General features: G+C 65.6%; 14 protein-coding genes. 4 read left to right on the top strand and 10 right to left on the bottom strand.

Annotated features, from left to right (window positions below):
- Positions 1 to 77: 77 nt before the first annotated feature.
- The 4 genes from XANALMUS060_RS04235 to pilG are packed head-to-tail and all read right to left on the bottom strand — an operon-like array spanning position 78 to position 3,467.
- Entirely contained in the window at positions 78 to 2,114 is a 2,037-nt protein-coding gene (locus tag XANALMUS060_RS04235) for a methyl-accepting chemotaxis protein (protein ID WP_045737281.1), read from the bottom strand.
- 40 nt (positions 2,115 to 2,154) lie between these two features.
- Positions 2,155 to 2,685, bottom strand: a complete 531-nt coding sequence (locus XANALMUS060_RS04230) for a chemotaxis protein CheW (RefSeq protein WP_045737280.1) — start codon at positions 2,683 to 2,685, stop codon at positions 2,155 to 2,157.
- Between the two features lies 1 nt (position 2,686).
- Complete coding sequence (locus XANALMUS060_RS04225; protein WP_045737279.1) at positions 2,687 to 3,049, bottom strand: response regulator; 363 nt, start codon at positions 3,047 to 3,049, stop codon at positions 2,687 to 2,689.
- 16 nt (positions 3,050 to 3,065) lie between these two features.
- A complete protein-coding gene (gene pilG, locus XANALMUS060_RS04220) occupies positions 3,066 to 3,467 on the bottom strand; it encodes a twitching motility response regulator PilG (protein WP_045737278.1) in 402 nt (133 codons plus the stop codon).
- Between the two features lie 242 nt (positions 3,468 to 3,709).
- Here pilG and gshB point away from each other — a divergent pair, with 242 nt between their 5' ends.
- The 3 genes from gshB (at position 3,710) to XANALMUS060_RS04205 (ending at position 8,839) form a co-directional block, all read left to right on the top strand.
- A complete protein-coding gene (gshB, locus tag XANALMUS060_RS04215) occupies positions 3,710 to 4,660 on the top strand; it encodes a glutathione synthase (protein WP_045737277.1) in 951 nt (316 codons plus the stop codon).
- Positions 4,657 to 5,538 (top strand): energy transducer TonB, encoded by an 882-nt coding sequence (locus XANALMUS060_RS04210; RefSeq protein WP_045737276.1) that lies wholly within the window; start codon positions 4,657 to 4,659, stop codon positions 5,536 to 5,538. Before gshB ends, XANALMUS060_RS04210 begins: the two co-directional genes overlap by 4 nt.
- Before the next feature lie 310 nt (positions 5,539 to 5,848).
- Positions 5,849 to 8,839 carry a TonB-dependent receptor gene (locus XANALMUS060_RS04205; RefSeq protein ID WP_045737275.1) on the top strand — a complete coding sequence of 997 codons (2,991 nt, stop codon included), beginning with the start codon at positions 5,849 to 5,851 and terminating at the stop codon, positions 8,837 to 8,839.
- A gap of 52 nt (positions 8,840 to 8,891) precedes the next feature.
- Here the strand turns inward: XANALMUS060_RS04205 and tsaB are convergent, their stop codons facing one another.
- From tsaB to mrcB, 4 genes are all read right to left on the bottom strand, one after another.
- The gene (gene tsaB, locus XANALMUS060_RS04200; RefSeq protein WP_045737274.1) at positions 8,892 to 9,596 is read right to left on the bottom strand and encodes a tRNA (adenosine(37)-N6)-threonylcarbamoyltransferase complex dimerization subunit type 1 TsaB; all 705 of its coding nucleotides are present in this window, start codon (positions 9,594 to 9,596) and stop codon (positions 8,892 to 8,894) included.
- Between the two features lie 224 nt (positions 9,597 to 9,820).
- Positions 9,821 to 11,836 (bottom strand): ATP-dependent DNA helicase, encoded by a 2,016-nt coding sequence (locus XANALMUS060_RS04195; protein ID WP_045737273.1) that lies wholly within the window; start codon positions 11,834 to 11,836, stop codon positions 9,821 to 9,823.
- 289 nt (positions 11,837 to 12,125) lie between these two features.
- Positions 12,126 to 12,653 (bottom strand): hypothetical protein, encoded by a 528-nt coding sequence (locus tag XANALMUS060_RS04190; protein WP_045728078.1) that lies wholly within the window; start codon positions 12,651 to 12,653, stop codon positions 12,126 to 12,128.
- Positions 12,654 to 12,660: 7 nt separating this feature from the next.
- Positions 12,661 to 15,117, bottom strand: a complete 2,457-nt coding sequence (gene mrcB / locus XANALMUS060_RS04185) for a penicillin-binding protein 1B (protein WP_045737272.1) — start codon at positions 15,115 to 15,117, stop codon at positions 12,661 to 12,663.
- Positions 15,118 to 15,210: 93 nt separating this feature from the next.
- Here mrcB and XANALMUS060_RS04180 point away from each other — a divergent pair, with 93 nt between their 5' ends.
- Positions 15,211 to 17,307, top strand: coding sequence for a glycosyltransferase (locus XANALMUS060_RS04180; protein ID WP_045737271.1), 2,097 nt, complete (start codon positions 15,211 to 15,213; stop codon positions 17,305 to 17,307).
- A 19-nt stretch (positions 17,308 to 17,326) separates the two neighbouring features.
- On the opposite strand, the gene XANALMUS060_RS04175 is transcribed toward XANALMUS060_RS04180, so the two are convergent.
- Both XANALMUS060_RS04175 and XANALMUS060_RS04170 read right to left on the bottom strand, forming a co-directional pair.
- The gene (locus XANALMUS060_RS04175) at positions 17,327 to 18,793 is read right to left on the bottom strand and encodes a hypothetical protein (RefSeq protein WP_343122967.1); all 1,467 of its coding nucleotides are present in this window, start codon (positions 18,791 to 18,793) and stop codon (positions 17,327 to 17,329) included.
- A 172-nt stretch (positions 18,794 to 18,965) separates the two neighbouring features.
- Positions 18,966 to 21,122 carry a bifunctional (p)ppGpp synthetase/guanosine-3',5'-bis(diphosphate) 3'-pyrophosphohydrolase gene (locus tag XANALMUS060_RS04170; RefSeq protein ID WP_045737269.1) on the bottom strand — a complete coding sequence of 719 codons (2,157 nt, stop codon included), beginning with the start codon at positions 21,120 to 21,122 and terminating at the stop codon, positions 18,966 to 18,968.
- Positions 21,123 to 21,424 lie beyond the last annotated feature (302 nt).

Genomic DNA, 21,424 nt, shown 5'->3' with positions numbered 1-21,424 from the left:
CCAGCAGGACGGAGACGATGTGCGGGAGTTGTTCACGGTACGTCATGTGCGTTTCCTTCCACCCGAGGCCGATCCGCTCACGCCGGCAGTTTGAAGTCGGCGACGGAGCGCCGCAGATCGGCGGCCAACTGCGCCAGCCGGCCGATCGATTCGACGGTCTGTCCGGCGCCTTGCGAGGTCTGTCCGGTGATGCGACGAATCACGTCCATCGTCTGGGTGATGTCGATCGCCGCCGCCGATTGCTGATGGGCGGCGATGGAGATGTTCTTGATGAGGGTGTTGAGCGCGTTGGACACGCGCTCGATCTCGGTCAGTGCGGTGCCGGCGTCCTCGGCCAGACGCGCGCCAGACACCACTTCGGAAGTGGTCTGCTCCATCGAACTGACCGCTTCATTGGTATCGGCCTGAATGGTCTGCACCAGGCCCTCGATCCGGCGAGTCGCACCGGAAGTGCGTTCGGCAAGCCGCTGCACTTCGTCGGCGACCAGAGCGAAACCGCGCCCGGCCTCACCGGCGGAAGCCGCCTGCACAGCGGCATTGAGCGCCAGGATATTGGTTTGTTCCGAAATGTCGTTGATGAGTTCGACGATGGAGCCGATTTCCTGAGTGGATTCACCCAGGCGCTTGATGCGTTTTGAGGTTTCCTGGATCTGATCGCGAATCTGGTCCATGCCCTGGATGGTCTCGCGGACCACACCAGCACCCTCGGCGGCGATCACCACCGAGCGTTGCGCAACCTCGGCCGATTCGCTGGAGTTGCGGGAGACTTGCTCGATGCTGGAGGCGATTTCGTTGATGCGCACGGATGCCGAGCCGATCTGCTCGGCCTGGCGACCTGCGGCCTCGGCCAGTTGCCGCGCGGTGGCCTGGGTTTCCTCGGCGGACAGAGCCACGTTGGCCGAGGTGTCGTTGATCGTGGTGACCAGATGCCGCAACTCATCGACGGCGTAGTTGATCGCGTCGGCGATGGCGCCGGTCATGTCTTCGGTCACCGACGCTTTGACCGTCAGGTCGCCTTCGCCGAGGGAGCTGATCTCATCGAGCAAGCGCATGATCGCTTGCTGGTTGCGGCTGTTGTATTCGACCTGGGTCTGATAACGGATTTCCTGCTCGCGGCTGCGACTACGCACGCTGGTCCAGACGAAGCCGACGATCGACAGCAATGCAAACAGGCCGGAGATCACGCCCAACCAGAAATTCGGAAACAGACGCGTGTCGCGGATGGAGCCGAATGCGGAAAAAGCGTCGAACAGCTTCTTGCTGTCGTCGAGCATTTTGTTCGAGCCATCGATCAGCGCGTCGGCTGCGGCCTGTGCCGCGAACAAGCTCCGCGAACTGGCCAGCAACGCGTCCAGATCCTTTTTCATTCCCATCCACTGTGTCTGCGATTGCTCCAAGGCAGACAGGGCTGTGGCATTGCGCACCGGGACAATGCCCAATTCCTGGTTGCCGTTGTGCAAGCCATCGAGCATCTGGCCGAAGACCAACGCGTCACGTGCCAGCGCGTCGCCCGCAGCGACCGCGCTGGGGCCACCGGCACGCATTTCGGTGACACGACGGGCCATGGTGCCAGCCACCACCACCTGCTGCAGTGTGTTGTAGATCTGCGCGGCGGGCGCGCCGCCGACGGTCATCGCGCGCACCACTTCGTTCAATTGCGCCTGTAGCTGCGGCACGCTGGAGACGAAGCGTTCGGCATTGCCGGCCAAGGCCAGCACGGCCGGCTCGCTGTCCACCACCTGCTGTGCGTTCTTGGCCAACGGCGCCCAAGTGCGGTCAAGCGTCTGCAACGGCCCCGCCACCCCCGCCTCCTGAGCATAGCGTGCATTGAGCTCGGCGACGGTGTGCTCGACCCGCAGCTTGGTCTGCTTGAATTGCGTGTAGGTCTCGGCGTTGCCGGACACCGCCTCGCGGCTCTGGTTGGCGAGCTGCTGCGACAACACCTGCAAATCGGCCGCGCCGGTGCTGGCGCCGGCCAGACGATTGCCCTGCCAGGTGGCGACACCGGTATTGGCGCCGAACACGATCAGCGACAACGCCAGCAATCCAAGCCAGGAACTCGTGCCTACGCTGCCAAACTTGCTGGCCTTGCGGGCGTCCGAAGCACTACTCATGATGTGACCTCAATCTTCGATGCGAAAGCAGGCCACACGCTCAGGCGGCGGCTTGACGGAATTCGGGGGTGCGCGATAACAGCGACAGCGAGAACACGCCCCAGTCCTGGGCGTCGCTGCGGAAAGCGCGGTCGATGAAATGCGCATAACGCCCCTGCGCCAGATCGCCCGGCTCCATGGCCTGCGCGGCGGTAAAACTGCGCTGACCGAATAGTTCGTCGATGGTCAGAGCGACATCGCCGCCACTTTGACGCATGATCAGGACGCGCTGCCCCTCTTGCAGCGCGGTGCGCTCACCTTGCAAGAACTGTTTCAGATCGATCACCGGGAACAGGTTGCCGCGCAAGTTGCCAACGCCCAGCAGCCACGGCTGCGCGCCAGGCACCGGAGTGACCGGCGGCATCCGCACGATCTCCACCACTTCGCGGAAATCCGATACCAAATGGCGCTTGCCAACGCGAAAGCCGACACCGCGCCAGAGGTTCTCGTCGAACGCCAACGCGGGCATCTGCACCGCGTGAGCCAAGCTGCGTCGCTCGTATGCTTCGAGGATATCGAATGGAGAGCGCACGTCAGCCGACCAACTGATTGATGCGCGCGATAATTTCATCTTCCCGCGGCGGCTTGACGATATAGTCGGTGGCACCTTGGCGCATGCCCCAGACCTTATCGGTCTCCATGCTCTTGGTGCTGATGATCAACACCGGGATATGCCGGGTTGCCTCGTCGCGCGACAATGCGCGGGTCGCCTGAAAGCCGCTCATGCCTGGCAACACCACGTCCATGAGGATCAAATTCGGCAACTGCTCGCGAGCGAGTGCAAGCCCATCCTCAGCGTTGTCGACGGCCAACACCTCGTAACCGGCCCTGTGCAACCACTGCGTGAAAACCGCCCGGTCGGTCGGCGAGTCTTCGATCAACAAGATTCGAGCCATGCTTCCTTTCCCCTGGTTAGGCGTTGACGTAAGTACGTATCGCGCCCAGCAGCTCTTCACGCGTAAAGGGTTTGGTGAGGTACTGCTCGGATCCGACAATGCGACCGCGCGCCTTGTCGAACAGACCATCCTTGGAAGACAACATGATCACCGGGGTCGCCTTGAACAACGCGTTGCCCTTGATCAGCGCACATGTCTGATACCCGTCCAGGCGCGGCATCATGATGTCCACGAAAATGATCTGCGGCTGCTGATCGGCGATCTTGGCCAGTGCCTCGAAACCGTCCGTCGCGGTGACGACTTCGCAGCCTTCGCGCTTCAGCAACGTCTCGGCGGTACGACGAATCGTTTTCGAATCGTCGATGACCATGACCCGAAGTCCTGCGAGCGCCCGCCCCGCAGTCGTGTTTTCACTCATTTACTTACCCCTAAACGCGATGCTGCATCGAATCGGACATCGCTGCGAAACACCATGTTTCACAGGACCGGCTATGACTGTCAAGGTTGCCATCACAGGTCTGCATTAAAGCAATTCCCAGCGCTAACCACGTCACACTTTGACGGATGCAGTGTGACAGCATGCTGACCCGCGCAGTGACCGTTGCGCGGCATCGCTACCGACCCGCTACCATTATCTGTTGATTCTCCCGAGTGCCGGCCATGCCGTTCGATGTCATCGTGGTGATGGACCCCATCGCCAGCATCAAAATTGCCAAAGACACGACGTTCGCGATGCTGCTGGAAGCGCAGCGCCGTGGCCATCGTCTGCACTACGTGCGCCCCGGCGGTCTGAGCCTGCGCGACGGCCACGCCCTGGCCCAGGCCGCGCCGCTGCGGGTGCGCGAGGACAAGGCCGGCTGGTTCGCGCTGGACGCGTTCACCGACCTGACGTTCGGCCCCGGACAGGTCGTCTTGATGCGCAAGGATCCACCGTTCGATGCGGAGTTCCTCTACGACACCCACGTACTGAGCGTGGCGCAGCGCGCCGGGGCGCAAGTGGTCAACGATCCGCAGGGCCTGCGTGATTTCAACGAGAAGCTGGCAGCGCTGCTGTTTCCGCAATGCTGCCCGCCAACCTTGGTCAGCCGCGACGCGGCGGCGCTGAAAGCCTTCGTCCTCGAACACGACCAGGCGGTGCTGAAACCGCTGGACGGAATGGGCGGACGTTCGATCTTCCGCAGCGGCAACGGCGATCCCAATCTTAACGTGATCCTGGAAACGCTCACCGACGGCGGGCGCACCTTGGCGCTGGCGCAGCGCTTCATCCCGGCCATCAGTGCAGGCGACAAGCGCATCCTGCTGGTGGACGGGGTGCCGGTGGATTACTGCCTGGCGCGGATCCCGCAAGGCGACGAGTTCCGCGGCAACCTCGCCGCCGGCGGCCGTGGCGAAGGCCGTCCGCTCAGCGAGCGCGACCGTTGGATCGCCGCACAGGTCGGCCCGGAGATGAAGCGACGCGGCATGCGCTTCGTCGGCCTGGATGTGATCGGCGACTACCTCACCGAAGTCAACGTCACCAGCCCCACCTGCGTGCGCGAACTGGACGCGCAATACGGGCTCAACATCGCCGGACTGCTGTTCGACGCCATCGAGGCCCACCCGGCGCGATGACGGCGGGGACCGCGATGCCTGCGCCGCGCATCGGCGAGCGCGAACGGCTCGGCGCCACGTTGGTGCTGTCGTTGATCGTGCATGGCCTGCTGATCCTCGGCATCGGCTTTGCAATCGACGACGACGCCCCACTGGTGCCCACGCTGGACGTGATCTTCAGCCAAACCAGTACCCCGCTGACCCCGAAGCAGGCCGACTTCCTCGCCCAGGCCAACCAACAGGGCGGCGGCGACCACCCCACGCCGCAGCGTCCACGCGAGAGCCAGCCAGGCGTGGTGCCACAGCGACAGGACGGGGTGGCACCGCAGGTGCTGCGCGCCCAGACCGCAGCCGCAGCCCCAGAACCGACACCGCGCGTCGTCAGCAGCGTCCGTGGCGAGGAGCCACTGCCGCTGGCGCAGACACGACCGCTAACCGACGACCCGCTGCGCCCGGTGGACGCGCAGCGCGAACAGCGCGACGCGGAGATGGCACGACTGGCCGCCGAAGTCCATCTGCGCTCGGAGCAGTACGCCAAGCGCCCAAACCGCAAATTCGTGTCCGCCAGCACCCGCGAGTACGCCTACGCCAATTACCTGCGCGCTTGGGTCGATCGTGCCGAACACGTCGGCAACCTCAACTATCCCGACGACGTCCGCCGCCGCCAGTTGGGCGGCCAGGTGGTGATCAGCGTCGGCGTGCGCCGCGACGGAAGCGTGGAAAGCAGCCGTATCCTGCGTTCCAGCGGCGTGCCGATGCTCGATGCCGCCGCGCTGCGGATCGTGCGACTGGCGCAGCCATACCCACCACTGCCACACACCCAAGACAACGTCGACATTCTGCAGGTCACCCGCACCTGGGTGTTTCTGCCCGATGGCGGCCTGCGCGACGACCGCTGAGCGACACCCCTGCGCGATGCGTCGAAGTCGCGCGGGACTCACCACCGCCAAACGGCCGATGTTTCGCGCCCCCCTCATTGGCCGGCGCTGCGCGCTTGCGCCGCAACTACGCGGCGCTGCGCGGCTATTCATGGCGCACCCGAGATAACCATTCGTACCATCGACATCACCACCCGGCATTTCTGAACAGGCCTTGTCTTAACGTTAATAGGGCGAGAACGTAACCGCGTGCACCGCCCTACCCGACAGACGAGTGGAGCGGCACTTGGCAAACACATCACCGTCCCCGCCCTCCGAGCCCAATGCCCTGATGAAAACGCTTCCGCTCCTGCGTCGACCCGCCCTGCTCGCCCTGGCGCTGAGCGCCACCCTGAGCGCACCGCTGGCGCGGGCCCAGTCCACCACCGGTGCGCTCGCCGGTCAGGCCCCCGCCAACGCGCAGCGCATCCTGGTTCGCAACGACAGCGGCCTCAGTCGCGAAGTGGACGTCGATGCGCACGGCCATTACAGCATCGGCCAACTTCCCTTGGGCACTTACACCGTTCTGGCCGAAGCCGCCGACGGCAGTGTCCTCGACCACCGCGAGGGTGTGAGCCTGACCGTCGGCACGGTCACCGATGTATCCTTCACCGCCGTCACCCGCCTGGCCGGCGTCAACGTCAAGGTGGACCGCGCCGCCGCGACGATCGAGACCGGCAGCGTCGATTCGCGCACCGTGATCAACGCCGAACAACTGCAGCGCTTGCCGCTGGGACATTCCGCCGAAGCAATCGCGCAACTGGCGCCCGGCGTGGCCGGCAACAGCGGCAACGGAAACTACATCGGTCCAAACGGCGCGCAACTGCTGAGCTTCGGCGGCTCCTCCGCGGCGGAGAACGCGTACTACATCAACGGCTTCAACACCACCGATCCGCTGCGGGGACTGGGCGGACTCACCCTGCCCTACGGCAGCATCGAACAACTGGAGGTGTACACCGGCGGCTACAGCGCCAAATATGGCCGCTCCGATGGCGGCGTGATCAACGCGGTCGGCAAACGCGGCAGCAACACCTGGCATTTCGGCGGCCAGGCGAGCTGGGAACCGAACGCGCTGCGTAGCGCGCAGCGCGACGCGACCTTCCCCGGCAATGGCGCCTTGTACCGGCCGGACAGCGAGAACAAAAGCACACGCTTCACCCAAAGCGTGTACGCGGGCGGCCCCCTGATCCAAGACAAACTGTTTTTCTTCGGATCCTACGAACTACAGCAGCAAAACGGCGGCCAATTCTATGGCGCACGCGATCCCAATCCGTCTTACTACGACTATCGCTACCGCAAGCCCAGTTGGTACGCCAAGCTCGACTGGAACATCAGCGAGCACCAATTGCTGGAGATCACCGGCGCCTCCAGCCGTTACATCACTCGCGGCAGGTACTACGGCTACAACGGCGATGACATCGGCACACTGCGCGGCAGCGCCGATACCACCAAGACCGGTGGCGAGCTATGGACCACCAAATACACCAACTACCTCACCGACCGTTTGACCTTCAGCGCGCAGTACGGCAAACAGCGCAGCGACGATTACACCGGCAACCCGACCTATGACGGCAGCCTGACCTACATCTCCGGCGCTTCGTTCCAAAATCCCGCCTACACCGGCGGCACGCCGATCACCAACGCACAGACCACCGCGCTGCTGATCGACCCACGCCGGGGCAATCGCACCGACAACCTGCGCCTGGAACTGAACTACGCCATCGGCGCGCATACCCTCACCGCCGGCATCGACAACCAGAACGCACGCGCCCTCAACCGCGGCTCGGTGGCTTCGGGCAACGGCTACTACTGGGTCTACGGCCAGTCCAATCCGCAATTGCCGATCAATACCGGACTGGGCGTACCCGCCACCGGCGGCTATCCCAACGGCCAGGATGGCTACTACGTGCGTCGCTATGTCTACAGTTCCTTGGCCTCGGTCCGCTCGGCGCAGCGCGCGCAGTACATCGAGGACAACTGGCAGGCCAACGACCGCCTGCTGCTCAGTCTTGGCCTGCGGCTGGACCAGTTCACCAACGACAACCGCGACGGCGCCCCCTACATCAAACAGACCAGCGGACAGTGGGCACCGCGCCTGGGATTGAGTTGGGATGTCGCCGGCGATGCGCGTTTCAAGGTGTACGCCAACGCCGGCCGCTACTATCTGGCGCTCCCGCTCAACCCGGCATTCAACGCCGCCGGCGCGACCCTGGCAACTTCGACGTACTACACCTACAGCGGCATCGACGCGCATGGCGACCCGACCGGCCTGACCCAGATCTCCGGCGCGGTTTCGGCCAACAACAACTACGGCATCCTGCCCGATCCAAAGACAGTCGCCACCCAGGGCATCGCGCCGTCCTACCAGGACGAGTTCATTCTCGGCTTCAACAAAGCCTGGGGCGATGCCTGGGTCTACGGTGCCAAAGCCACCTACCGCATCCTGCGTAGCGGCGTGGACGACTATTGCGATAGCGCCACCGTGTTCGCCGCCGCCGCCGCGCAAGGGCATCAGGTGACATTGGACAGCAACCCGGTCAGTTGCTGGTTGATCAATCCAGGCAGGAGCAACACCTTTACCCTGATCGACACGTCGGGAAATCGCGTCAGTGTGCCGCTGAGCAAGGCGCAATTCGGCTTTCCTGCGTTCAAACGCAACTACTACGCGCTCAATCTGTCGTTGGAACATCCCTTCGACCAACGCTGGTATGGCCGCATCGATTACACCTGGTCGCGTAGCTACGGCACCAGCGAGGGCCAACTGCTCTCCAACATTGGCCAGACTGCGGCATCGACGACCCAAGCCTGGGATTTCGCGCCCTTGATGGAGCACAGCAACGGCCCGCAAAGCAACGATCACACCCATCAGTTCAAGTTCTACGGCTACTACCAACTCACCCCCGAGTGGCTGGTGTCGAGCAACCTCAAGCTACTGTCGGGTACGCCGTTCAGTGCGCTCGGCTCCTACGGTCCACAACAGAGCGACCCGTCCGGTTACGGCATCGCCTACCACTATTACCAAGGCAAGCCAGCGCCCCCAGGCAGCCAGGGACGCCTGCCATGGTTGACCCAACTGGATCTGGGCGTGTCTTGGCGACCAGCGGCCGCCGACCACAAACTGTCCTTCGCACTGGACGTATTCAACGTTTTCAACAGCCAAACGCCACTGTGGAGATACCCGTATTCGGAAACCGATCCCGGCCAGCGAGATCCCTTGTACGGCGCGGCGCTGGTGCGTCAGGATCCACGCACGATACGCCTGAGCGTCAGTTACGACTATTGAGCGCCGCGACAGCCGAACGCGGCAAAGCAGGCGCGCTGCGCTGCGATGAGACTCACCGCGCGGCGCGCTGCGCCTGCTGCTCGGCCAGGGTCAGCGCGACGTTGTCGCGCAAGTACGCCGGTTCGACCTGTTCCGGCGCGACCGCCTCGCCGCGCGCCTGCGCAGCCAATGCCAGGGTCAACACGTCCGCGGCATGTGGCAACGCCTGCGCGTCGGCGCTATGCCAGTGCGCGCCGAAGCGCCGCAGCAAGGTCGCCTCGACCGCCGCCAACCCCGTGCCGACCGCACTCCAGGCCGCATCCGACTCCGGCAATACGAACGCGTCGGGATGCAACACCTGCTCGCGGGTGGACGCCTGCAGCGTGCCATCGGCCTGTCGCGCATACGTGGCGGTGTAGACCTCGCCCATGCGTGCATCGATCGTCGCCAGCACCCGTGGTGCCGCCGTCGGCGCACGCAACGCCAACGCCTGCAACGTGGACACCGGCAGCACCGGCAGCTCCAGCGCCAGAGCGATGCCTTGCGCCAACGCAATCGCCAGACGCACGCCGGTGAACGCACCGGGACCGCGTCCGAACGCAACCGCATCGAGTTGGCGGCGACCAATACCCGCCTCGGCCAGCAACTGCTCAGCCCACGGCAGCGCCAGCTCGGCATGCCGCCGTGGCGCCAGCTCAAAGCGTTCCAGCACGCGGCCGCCAACGTGGACCGCAACAGAACAGGCTTCGGTGGAGGTTTCGAAAGCGAGGATGTTCATGGGATGCCGGAACTCAGGCCGCGCGACCGGGGAAAAGCGCTAGGGATACCGATTGTATCGAGACGAGGAAGCCGCGACACGCAACGCAAAACGGCCGCCCGCTCTGGACAATACACACACGCTCGGACGACGCAAGCGAAGAACACCCGCCATTTCGCAGAAAATCGCCGTGCCTTGCCACTGTGCATCACCACTGCCAGCGCAACAGAACATCCGCCGCACGCTCATGGAACATCCTGCGCGTCATGCGCGTCCATATACGCTATCGCGCCTCCGAACTCCGATGGCATCGCCGGTTGCGCGAAGAATGCTCTTACCTCTTCCACGTCACGTGTTCTGGCGAACGGCGGCAGCGACTCCAGAAAGGTGCGGCCATAGGACTTGGACAAGAGCCGCGGATCGCACAGCACCAATACACCGCGATCGGTTTCGCTGCGAATCAGGCGACCCACGCCTTGCTTGAGCGCGATCACCGCCTGCGGCAATTGCTCGTCGCGGAACGGGTTGCCACCCTCGCGCCGGATCGCGTCCAGGCGTGCTTCGAACACCGGATCATCCGGCGCGGCGAACGGCAGCTTGTCGATCACCACCACGCTCAGCGCCTCGCCCACCACGTCCACGCCCTCGCGGAAACTGGCCGAGCCGAGCAGCACACCATTGCCCGAGGCGCGAAAACGTTGCAACAGGGTCGCACGCGGCGCTTCGCCCTGCACGAACAGCGGCCAGGGACCATCGCGCAACGCCTCGGCCGCCTCGCGCAATGCACGGTGCGAAGCGAACAGCAAAAACGCGCGCCCCTGCGACGCTTCCAGCACCGGCAGCAGCGCGGCGATCAGCGCCGTCCCGAAGCCACGCGCACTGGGGTCCGGCAACGCCGGCAGATAACACAGCGCCTGCCGTGCCCAGTCGAATGGACTGGGTTGCAGCAAGGTCATCGGATCGCGCAAGCCCAGGCGAGTGGCGATGTGCGCGAAGTCGCCCTTCACCGCCAGCGTCGCCGAGGTGAATACCCACGCCGCATGCGAAGCCTCGCGATGCGCGCGCAGCGGCGCGGAGACGTCCAACGGCGTGCGTTGGCAGCGGAACCCGCGCGTGGTCAATTCGTACCACAGCACATCGTTGGACGGCGGCTCCGGCGGCGCATCGAAATCGGGAATCGGCGCTTCGTCGCCGAGCCAGCGGCCCAACCGCGTGCGCATCTCCTGCGCGCGCGCCGCGCACGCATCGAAGCCGGGCGATGCCTCGCGCAAGACGGCCAACGCCTCGTGCAATCGCGTCAGATCCGCCAGCAACGTATCGAACCCATCGCGCACCTGCGGTTTGGCCAACAAGCGCCACTGGGTACCGCGTGCGGGCAATCCCTCCATCGCCGCACGCAGCGTGCGTAGCGTCTGTTCCAGCGCCTGCAGCGGTGCCTGCACGCTGGCAAATGCGCCCGCGACATGGCGGCTCTCGTCCAGGCAATCGCGCAGCAATTCCTGCAACGGGCGCATGCCGAAACCCTCGCCAAAAAAGTTCGCCGCCAGTTCCGGCAACTGATGCGCCTCGTCAATGACGAACGCCTGCGCGCCGGGCAGGATTTCGCCGAAGCCTTCCTGTTTCAGCGCCAGGTCGGCCAGCAACAAATGGTGGTTGACCACGACCAGGTCGGCCGCCTGCGCGCGTTGTCGTGCCTGCACCACGAAGCACTCGCCCCAGAATGGGCATTCGGTGCCCAGACAATTGTCCATGGTCGAGGTGACCATCGGCAGCAGCGGCGAATCGTCGGGCAACGCCTCCAGTTCGGCGATGTCGCCGAAGCGGGTGCGCCCGCTCCAGGCGACGATGCGCTGGAACTGCGCGATCTGCTCGCGTGCGGTGAAGCGCGGCTCGCCCTTGGCCTGCTGCAAACGATACTTGCACAGATAATTGGCGCGCCCCTTCAGCAGCGCGCTGTTCAAGCCAACGCCCAGCGCCGCGCGCACCCGCGGCAGATCGCGATGATAGAGCTGATCCTGCAGCGCGCGGGTGCCGGTGGAGACGATGGTCTTCAGTCCCGACAGCAACGCCGGGACCAGATACGCATAGGTCTTGCCGGTGCCGGTGCCGGCCTCGGCGAGCAGCACATCGCGTTGCGCGAATGCGTCGGCGATCGCCGCCGTGAGCCGCAGTTGCGCCGCGCGCGGCACGAATGCCTCCAACTGACGGGCAAGTGCGCCGCCTTCGCTGAGCGCTTGGGTGCTGGCATGGGCGAGCGACATGGATCACCGGCAGGAGCGGGAGGGAACTCGGAACCACAGCAGGCGATCGGCAGCCCTATCGCTGTCACGCAAGGAAACCAAGCATGTGGCGGCGTATGCGCAGAGACCCCCTGCGGACTCGATACAGACACCTCGGTCGCAGACACCGCTGCCGCGTTGTGCAACAGCCTGGCCGCGATCGAGGATCTCTGCAGAAGCACGATGATCGCGACGCACATTGCACCTGCAACGCAAACCAGAGCTCAGATAATTCGGCAGGCACGGGGTATCCCGCGCCTGCGTCCCGGACTCAATAGCGCTTGATCCCCGGCACCGTGCATGCGGCGATCTGCGTATGCGCCGAGGCCGCATTTTCCTTCTGCCCAAGCGCCAGACGCGCTTGCTCGATGGTCGCCCAGTGCCGACGGCACAACGGGCCGGTTTGCGAGCCCAGATCGATGGCGCGCTTGGCGAAAGCCTCCGCCTGCGCGTTGTCCTTCTGCAGCAACGCCACTTCAGCACGATCCTGTAGCAACGCCGGATCGTCGGACACCAACTTCAGCGCTTGATCCAGCGCCGCCGCGGCACCGGCGAGATCGCCAGCGGCGCGCTTGCGCTTGGCGCTATCGCGCAAATCCTGCACGGCGGGATCACGCAGCGGTTGCACGTTCAGTTCGGTGTCGTCGACGCCACCGCTGGCGTCGATCGCGGCGATGCGCTGCGCCGGAGTGGTGGTGTCCACCGGCGCTGGCGGCGGCGGGGGCGGCTCACTGGCGCAAGAGGCCAGCAGCAGGCTGAGGACGGCGATGGCGGGAATCTGTCGGGTCATGAGCGGCATCCAGGAATCAATGCGAGGGCGGCGTGGAAGCCGCTTGGGCGGGCGGGTCTTTCTTTTTGTCCAAGCCGAACCAGTGACGCCAGCCGCCACTGGGATGTTCGCTCTCAGTGGACGTGGACGTGGACGCGGACGCCGGCGCGTCGGGTTCGGGGAGTGCCTGCGCTGGCGTGCATGGCGCGTAAGCGGGTGCGAAACCGACCACGAACGGGAACCGACGCACGCCGGGACAACCGGGATCGGTGCTGTTGTACCCCACCGGGTCCATCCATTGCCAATCCATCCCCTTGCCCTGCACTTGCAACGGCGCGCTCGGTAGGCGGGTGAAAATCTCCGACCACACCCGCATCGCACCGGTTGCACCGTACAGGCCGGTCTGCTTGTTCTGATCGTTGCCGACCCAGATCACCGCCAGGTGATCGCCGGTGTAACCGGCGTACCAACTGTCCACACCGTCGTTACTGGTACCGGTCTTGCCGGCCGGGGACAGCTTGCCCAGTCCGTCGCTCAGCAACTGCCGCGCCGTACCCGTGCTGACCACCTGCTGCAAGCCCACGCCGACCAGATTGGCGGCGATGGAATCACCCTCCTGCGCCGGTGCCGGGTTCTTGTCGTAACGATTGAGCAGCTTGCCCTGTGGATCGAGCACGCCACGCACCGCATGCAAGGGCTGGATTTCACCACCGGAGGCCAGGAACTGGTAGAGCTGCGCCATCGCATACGGGCTCTGGTCGGTCGCGCCGAGAATCAGCGAGGGATTGGGTTCGGCCTCGATGCCGGCGAGCACATGCACCAGTTGCGCCACCCGCTCCGGCCCGACCTGCATGCCGACCCGCACGGTGGCCTGGTTGTACGAATGCGCCAGCGCATCGATCAGGCGCACCGTCCCATGACTGCGACCGTCGGAGTTGCCCGGAGTCCAGCGCTTGCCACGGCCCAGTTCGACCGTCACCGGCGCATCGTCGACCCAACTGGCCAGGGAGTACCGGTTCGGCTGCGCCAGCGCCAACAGATACACGAACGGCTTGATCAACGAACCGATCTGGCGTTGCGCCTCGATCGCGCGATTGAAGCCCGGCTGCGCCACCTCGCGACTGCCCACGACCGCCAGCACCTCGCCATTGTGGGTGTCGGTCAGCACCAACCCTGCCTGCAACGGCGGGCGTTTCTTGTTGGTCTCCAACGCGGTGAGGGTACGCATGATCGCACCCTCGGCATCGGCCTGCGCCGATGGCGCCATACCGGTCAGCACGCTGAGCCCGGCACCCTGCAATGCGCTTTCAGGGTAATCGCGGGCCAATTGACGGCGCACCAGGTCGACATAGGCCGAGAAGCGGTTGGCCGCGACCAGCCCTGGATTGGCCGGCACCCCCAACGGCGCGAGCAAGGCGCGGCGATAGGTGGGCTCGTCGATCAGCTCGCTTTCGCGCAGCTTGCCGAGGACGAAATTGCGCCGGTCCAGCGCACGCTCGGGAGCGCGTCGCGGATCGTAATAGGACGGCCCCTTGACCAGGCCGATCAGCAAGGCCATTTGCTCCGGGGTCAACGCATCCAGTTCGCGACCGAACCAGAATTCCGCGCCAGAGGCCACGCCATGCACCGCCTGGTTACCGCGCTGGCCCAGGTACACCTGGTTCAGATAGGCCTCCAGAATGGTGCGCTTGTCGTAGCGTGCTTCGATGATCAGCGCGTACAGGATCTCGTTGAACTTACGGGCGAGCGTCTGTTCCTTGCCGATGCCGAGCAGACCACTGCGCGCGAGCTGCTGGGTCAAAGTACTGGCCCCCTGCCGACTCTTGCCGCCGGAACGCACCATGACCCAGGCCGCACGCACCATGCTGCTGAGATCGATGCCGTGGTGAGAGTTGAAATCGCGGTCTTCCACCGCCTGCAAACCGGTGACCAGCAACTCGGGCACTTCCTCCACCCGCACCAAACGCCGTTCTTCCTGTTTCTGCCCGTACAAGGTGGCGATGCGCGCCGGATCCAGGCGCGCGGCGTTGAGCGAGGCACGCGTCTGCAGATCGCGTAGCAGCGTCACGCGACCACCGGCCAGCGCGACCTCCATCCGCCGTGGCGGCACCCGGCCATCGACATCGATATAGCCGCGACTGGCGATCAAGAAGCGCACCCCGTCCTGCTGATAGGTGCCCGGACGGGTGGCGCCGGCATCGGGACGATAGCTGGCCGCATCCAGTTCGGTCTTCAGGGTTTGCGCATCCATCGCCGCATCCGGGGTCAGCACCAGCGGGCGCGCATAGACCCGGGTGGGAATCTGCCAGCGCAGTTCACCGAAGCGTTGCGTGACCTGCTTGTTCAGATACGCCGTATAGGGGATCAGGAACCCCAGCGCCAATGCGACAGCGGCCAGCCCCCAGGTGAGCAAGCGCCGACGCCAGAGCGCCGCAGGGCTATCGTGATCGTCGTGCTGAGCGTCGGTATCGTGGTCGTCGTAGCGTCGTGGCACGGGGATGCGAGAATGTAAATTCCGCCGAGTCTAGCGCAGCCCAGCAGGTCGCGCGGCACGATGGCCTCTTCGTTTAGTTTGGAGTAGTAACGGATGTCGATGTCCTGGGCGAACGCACGCTACGCCCTGAACCGCCTGAGCGGGCTGTTGCGGCGCGGCCTGACAAGCCTGCGCACACGTGGCTGGCGCAGCACCTTGCAGCGGCTGCGCGTGCATGCGCACCCCCTGCCGCCAGCGCATCGCGCGCTGTACACGGTGATACCAGCGCCATTCGCACCGTTCGCGCTGCCATACAGCCCGACACCGGTGGCGAGCATTGTCATCCCGGTCTACAACCACGTGGCGCATACTCTCGCCTGCCTGCGCGCACTGGCCGCACATCCGCCCAGCGTGCCCTGCGAGATTCTGGTCGTCGACGACGGCAGCGGCGACGAGACCGCGCAATGGCTGGTCCAGTTGCCCGGGCTGCGCTACCACGTGCGCGAACGCAACGGCGGCTTCATCGCCACCTGCAACGACGGTGCGGCCCACGCCCAGGGACGCTATCTGGTGTTCCTCAACAACGACACGGTGCCACAACCGGGTTGGCTGGATGCGCTGCTGGAAACCTTCGCGCAGGTCCCGCAAGCTGGCCTGGTCAGCGCACAATTGCTGTATCCCGATGGGCGTCTGCAGGATGCCGGCGGTGTCGTGTTCGCCGACGGCAGCGCCTGGAGCTATGGCCGCTTCGAATCCCCGGACGACCCACGCTACGCCTATCTGCGCGAGGTCGATTACGGCAGCGGCGCGGCACTGGCGATCGAGCGCACGTTGTTCATGGAACTCGGCGGCTTCGACACCCGCTACATGCCGGCGTATTACGAAGACACCGACCTCGCCTTCGCGGTCCGTGCCAGCGGACGCCGCACCCTGCTGCAACCGGCAAGCCGGGTCGTGCACGACGAGGGCACCAGCAACGGCACCGACACCAACACGGGCATCAAAGCCTACCAGGTGCGCAACCGCGCGATCTTCGCCGCCAAGTGGGCCGCAGCGCTGCAACGGCAACTCTCCCCCGGCGAACTGCCGACGCCGGCGCGGCTGCACCGACACCAACGCCAGGTGCTGATCGTCGACGAGGCACTGCCACAGCCGGATCGCGATTCGGCCTCGTTGCGCCAACTCAATCTGATCCGCCTGTTGTTGCAACACGGCGCGCACGTGGTCTTCGTCCCCAGCAGCCGCACCTATGCCAGCCGCTACAGCGAAGCGCTGCAACGGCTCGGTGTCGAAGTGTGGTACGCGCCGTACCTGAAAAACATGACGGCTTTCCTGCAGCAACACGGCCCCCGTTTCCATAGCGTACTGCTGGTGCGCCATCACCTCGCGCACGCCTGCTTGCCGCTGCTGCGCCGCTTCGCGCCGCAAGCGCGACGGCTGTTCGACACCGTGGACCTGCATTACCTACGCGAGCGCCGCGGCGCCGAACTGAACGGCGATGCGCGCTTGCTGCGCGAGGCCGAACGCACCCGCGCGCGCGAGCTGGAAGTGATGGCGCAGGTGGACGTCACTATCCTGGTCAGTGCCGTCGAACGCGAACAGTTGCAACGCGAAGCGCCACAGGTCCGGACCGCGCTGATCTCCAACCTGCACGACGTCGCCGGCCCCGGCCTGCCATGGGCGCAGCGCCGCGACCTGGTGTTCGTCGGCGGCTTCCGCCACGCGCCCAACGTGGATGCGGTGCGTTGGTTTCTGCAGGACGTGTTTCCGCTGTTGCGGGCGCGCCTGCCACAAGTACGTTTTCACTGCATCGGCGCGGACATCCCAGAGGATCTGCGCAGCCTCGGCAAGGCCAGCGCGGGTGTGGAACTGCTCGGTCACGTGCCGGACATCGCCGCCTACATGGACGGCATGCGCATCGCGGTGGCACCGCTGCGCTTCGGTGCCGGCGTCAAGGGCAAGATCAATCTGAGCATGGCCCACGGCCAGCCGGTGGTCGCCACTACCTGCGCCGTGGAGGGCATGCATCTGCGCAATGGGCAGGATGTCCTGATCGCCGACGACGCGGCGCACTTCGCCGACGCCATCGCACAGCTCTACACCGATGCAACGCTGTGGCAGACGCTGGCCGACAATGGCCTGCGCAATATCGCCACGCATTTCTCGCTGGATGCCGCGCGCGAGACGGTGCGCGAGGTGTTTCTCGACTGAGGAATCAGCAAGGCTGGCACTAGCGCTGTGGAAACACGCTGCGTAGCCGCCGCTGGAACGCAACCAGTTCCGGCGTGTCCGGATCGATCGCACGGGCGTGCCGCAGTGCCTCGTAGGCGAATGCAGCATCGCCGCTGCTGAGACGTTCATCGCCGAGCGCGAGCCAGCGCTGCGCCAGACGCCGCCGCGCCGTCGCCACGCCCGCGCCATTGGGCGCCAACGTGCGCCAGGCGTCGTAGCACGCACTCGCCGCCAGCACACGATTACCGCGCAAGGCATCGTCGAAGCACTGCCGCAACATCACCGACACCCGTTGCTCGGCCGCACGCACCCGCGCATCGCGCGGCGCCAGCAGCTGCGCCGCCCGCAAGGTGTCGTAGGCACTGGCTCCCGGCGGTGTCAGCCAATCGCCCCGCGCCTGCGCCGCCTGCAGATCGGCCAGCACGCGTTGCAGGCGACGATTGCGTTCGGTCGAGGACAAGCGCGTGGCCTGCGTCTGCAACGCCCGCCGCAACGCTTGCCGCGCATCGATCAGCGCAGGATTGTCCTGCACCAGCGCTTCGCCCTTGCGCAGGGCGCGCTCGGCCTCGGCGAAACGAAAATCGGCAGCGGCATGGGTGGCCTGCGCCGCATAGGCCGCGGCGACCCGCTCGATCCCATCGCGCGCCCCAGCGGCATCCGGCACCGCCGCACGCCAGCGCGCGAAGGCGCGTGCCGCCGCATCCAGACGTTGCCTGCGCAGCGCTTGTTCGGCGTCGCGTTGCAGGGTGTCCAGCGCCTGGCTCAACGCCGCCTCCGTCTCCGGCAGCTCCACGTGGCCGGGATCGTAAGCACGGACGTGCTCCACCATTGCCGCGGCGGCGGCCAGATCGCCACGCGCCAACGCGTCACGGGCACGCTGCAACAGTTCCGACAGCGCATCCTCGCGCCCCTCCAGGGCGTCGGTACGCTCGGGCGCGAACGCCAGCACGCGTTGGTACAACGGCAGAGCCGCATCCGGCCCGTCGTCCAGGCGGCCATCGCGGCGCGCTTGTGCCGCCTGTTGCAACAGATGCGCGATTCCGGCATGCGCGGCTTCGCGTGCATGCAATGCCGCCGCGATGCGATCGGCATCGGCGCGTGGCACTTGCAGTTCGCGCGCCAGCGCCAGCGCCGTGCGCGCCTGCGCATAACGGCCAGTCGCCAACGCCGCGCGCGCCTGGCCCAAGGCCGCTTGTCCCGTCGCGGCCAACCCGTTGCGCGCCTGCATGCGGTCGCTGTCCAGCGCCAGCGCGGCCTCGAAGCGTTCGCGCGCACCACTGCCATCGGGCGCTGTCAGCCGACCCGCGTGCAGTGCGGCACGGCCCTGGTCGAGCAATTGCTGGATCCGCGTCTCCGGCCAGATCAGGTCGGCGAGCGGGCGCCGGAACACCACCAACGCCGCAGCCGCCAACAGCAGCAACGCCAGCGCCAAACGCCAGACGCGGCGATCACGCCACAGCGGCACCGAGCGCCACCTGCGTGGGGATCCCTCTCTGCGCTGATCTGGCGACATATTCACCGCACAAGCTTAGCGCTGCATTGATGAGCAATGCCGAATACATGCCGCTGCACCCACGCAGCGGCCGCGTCGACGAGACAAGCGGAATCGACGCTGACTGACCCATGACGCCAAGCGCTCAGCCAAGCCGCCGCGCCTCGTGCACGCCTGGCAGTGCGTCGAGCTTACCGAGCAGAGTAGACAATTGCCCGTAATCGCCGACCTTCAGCCGCAAACGCACTTGCGCGCGTCCGCTGTCGCGCAGGTTGTCGCTGTTGATCTCCAGCACGTGCGCCTCTTCTTGCGCGATCAGATTGGCGATGTCCTTGAGCAGCCAGCGCCGATCCACTGCCCGCACCAGCACATCGACCTCGTAACCACCGCCGGCTTGCCCCCATTCCACCGGCAACACCCGCTGCGGATGGCTGGCGGCCAAGCGCGCGAACGCGGCGCAATCGCTGCGATGCACGGTGACGCCACGGGTCCTGGTCAAATAGCCAACGATCGGCTCGCCGGCCACCGGCTGGCAACAGCGCGCCAGTTGCACCAACAGATTGCCCACGCCTTGCACCGTGAACTTGGACTTGCCCAAATCAGTGCGTCGCGCGGTCGGCCTTGGCAAGGCCGGCGCAGACGGTTGCGCCGCCGCGCGCTCGGCCTCGTGCAGGGCGCGCCCGACCTGGCTGGGGCCGACATCGCCCAACGCCACCTGGATATAAAGCTCCTCCACGCTATCGGCATGGAATTTCTTGGCCGCCGGCAGCAGATCGGCATGTTGCAGCCCAAGGCGCTTGAGTTCGCGCTCCAGCAACTCCTTGCCGGCCTGCACGTTGCGCGCACGATCAAGCTTATGGAACCAGGCGCGCACCTTATCGCGCGAACGCCCGCTGGCCAGGTAGCCATGCGCCGGCAACAACCAGTCACGACGCGGCTCGGCCTCCTTGCCGGTCAATATCTCGACCCGGTCGCCGCTGCGCAGCTTGTGGGTCAACGGCACGATGCGAGCATTGACCTTGGCGCCACGGCAGCGATGCCCGACCATGGTGTGCACGTGATAGGCGAAATCCAGCGGGGTCGCGCCCTGTGGAAGATCGATCACTTCGCCCATCGGGGTCAGCGCGTAGACCCGGTCCTCGACCAGCTCGGCATCGAGTGCGCCGGCCAGCCCGCCCTGCTCGCCGTCCTGCGATTGCTCCAGCAACTGCCGCATCCAGGTGATTTTGCGGTCGAACGCCTTTTCCGCGCCCTTGCCGCCCTCTTTGTATTTCCAGTGCGCGGCGACGCCCAGTTCGGCTTGCGCATGCATCTCGTGGGTACGGATCTGCACCTCGATCGTGCGCCCTTCCGGGCCGACCACGGCTGTGTGCAGCGAACGATAATCGTTGGCCTTGGGCCGGGCGATGTAGTCGTCGAACTCGCTGGGCACCGGCGCCCACAGCGCATGCACCACACCCAGCGCCGCGTAGCAGGCGGCGACATCGTCGACCATCACCCGCACCGCGCGCAGGTCGTAGAGTTGATCGAAAGCCAGGCGCTTCTTCTGCATCTTCCGCCAGATGCTGTAAATGTGCTTGGGCCGGCCGCTGATCTCCGCGCGCAGCCCCTGCGCGGCGAGCGCCTTGGACAAGGCCTTCTTGACCGCTTCGATATAGCGTTCGCGCGCCAGCCGACTTTCGTCCACCTCGCGTGCGATACGCCGGTAGGTGTCCGATTCCAAGTAGCGGAATGCAAGATCCTCCAGCTCCCATTTCAGTTGCCAGATGCCCAGCCGGTTGGCCAGCGGCGCATGGATATCGCGGGTCAGTTGCGCCAGCGCGCGACGCTGCTCTTCGCCCGCCTTGTCGGCCACACGCATCTGCGCCAACTGCCGCGCCAGCAGGATCGGTACCACGCGCAAGTCCTGCACGATCGACAGCAGCAGCCGACGCAGTCCCTCGCTGTTGCGTCCCGCCTCGCGTCCGGCGTGCAACGCCCAAACCTGGTCGGCAGCATCCTGGGCGTCCAGCAGACCGGCCACCGCCTGCGCACGCGCCGTCGGTGCGACCGGCAAGTGCGGCAATTGCCCGCGCAGCGCCGGCACGTCGAACAAGAGCGCGGCCAACAACGCCGCCTCGTCCGCCGAGAGCAACGCCAACGCATCCAGGGTATCGGCCAGCACCGGCCAGGGCAGTCGCGGCAGCGGCTCGGAATGCGCCTGCCAGGCTTGCAGCAACGCCTGGCGCAAGGCGGGCGCCAAGGTCGCCGCAGCCGGGCGCTGCAGCAATGCGTCCAGACCGGTGTGAGGTGAGTGATTCAAGGCCGGGCGGGAGATGAGCAGACGATGCTATCTACACTAGCGCGCTTGTCCGTGTTCTCACAATTGCACCCTGCCAAGCGCGCGCCCACATCCGCAGCCTATACGTACCGCAATCTCACTGTGACCGGCTTGCGACTTGAGCCATTCTCACGAAAATTTTACATGCCAGGCAGCGAGGGAAGCCTATCCTCGGAACGGCGTCGCCGCCTTCAATGAGCGCATCAGCATCTACTCGTGCACACGCTCTGACCGGCTACGCCTCCCCGACCAACCCAATAGGAACTCTGCCATGAAAAAGTGGA

This window comes from Xanthomonas sp. MUS 060, from assembly GCF_000963215.1.
In the GTDB taxonomy this organism is placed as follows: Bacteria; Pseudomonadota; Gammaproteobacteria; order Xanthomonadales; family Xanthomonadaceae; genus Xanthomonas_A.
The sequence above is the reverse complement of the archived record's forward strand: the minus strand, read 5'-3'. Positions and strand labels throughout refer to the sequence as shown.

Coding starts and splice junctions, on each gene's coding strand:
- XANALMUS060_RS04235 (WP_045737281.1), bottom strand. CDS start 2,114: ATGAGTAGTGCTTCGGACGCCCGCAAGGCCAGCAAGTTTGGCAGCGTA.
- XANALMUS060_RS04225 (WP_045737279.1), bottom strand. CDS start 3,049: ATGGCTCGAATCTTGTTGATCGAAGACTCGCCGACCGACCGGGCGGTT.
- pilG (WP_045737278.1), bottom strand. CDS start 3,467: ATGAGTGAAAACACGACTGCGGGGCGGGCGCTCGCAGGACTTCGGGTC.
- gshB (WP_045737277.1), top strand. CDS start 3,710: ATGCCGTTCGATGTCATCGTGGTGATGGACCCCATCGCCAGCATCAAA.
- XANALMUS060_RS04210 (WP_045737276.1), top strand. CDS start 4,657: ATGACGGCGGGGACCGCGATGCCTGCGCCGCGCATCGGCGAGCGCGAA.
- XANALMUS060_RS04205 (WP_045737275.1), top strand. CDS start 5,849: ATGAAAACGCTTCCGCTCCTGCGTCGACCCGCCCTGCTCGCCCTGGCG.
- tsaB (WP_045737274.1), bottom strand. CDS start 9,596: ATGAACATCCTCGCTTTCGAAACCTCCACCGAAGCCTGTTCTGTTGCG.
- XANALMUS060_RS04195 (WP_045737273.1), bottom strand. CDS start 11,836: ATGTCGCTCGCCCATGCCAGCACCCAAGCGCTCAGCGAAGGCGGCGCA.
- XANALMUS060_RS04190 (WP_045728078.1), bottom strand. CDS start 12,653: ATGCCGCTCATGACCCGACAGATTCCCGCCATCGCCGTCCTCAGCCTG.
- XANALMUS060_RS04180 (WP_045737271.1), top strand. CDS start 15,211: ATGTCGATGTCCTGGGCGAACGCACGCTACGCCCTGAACCGCCTGAGC.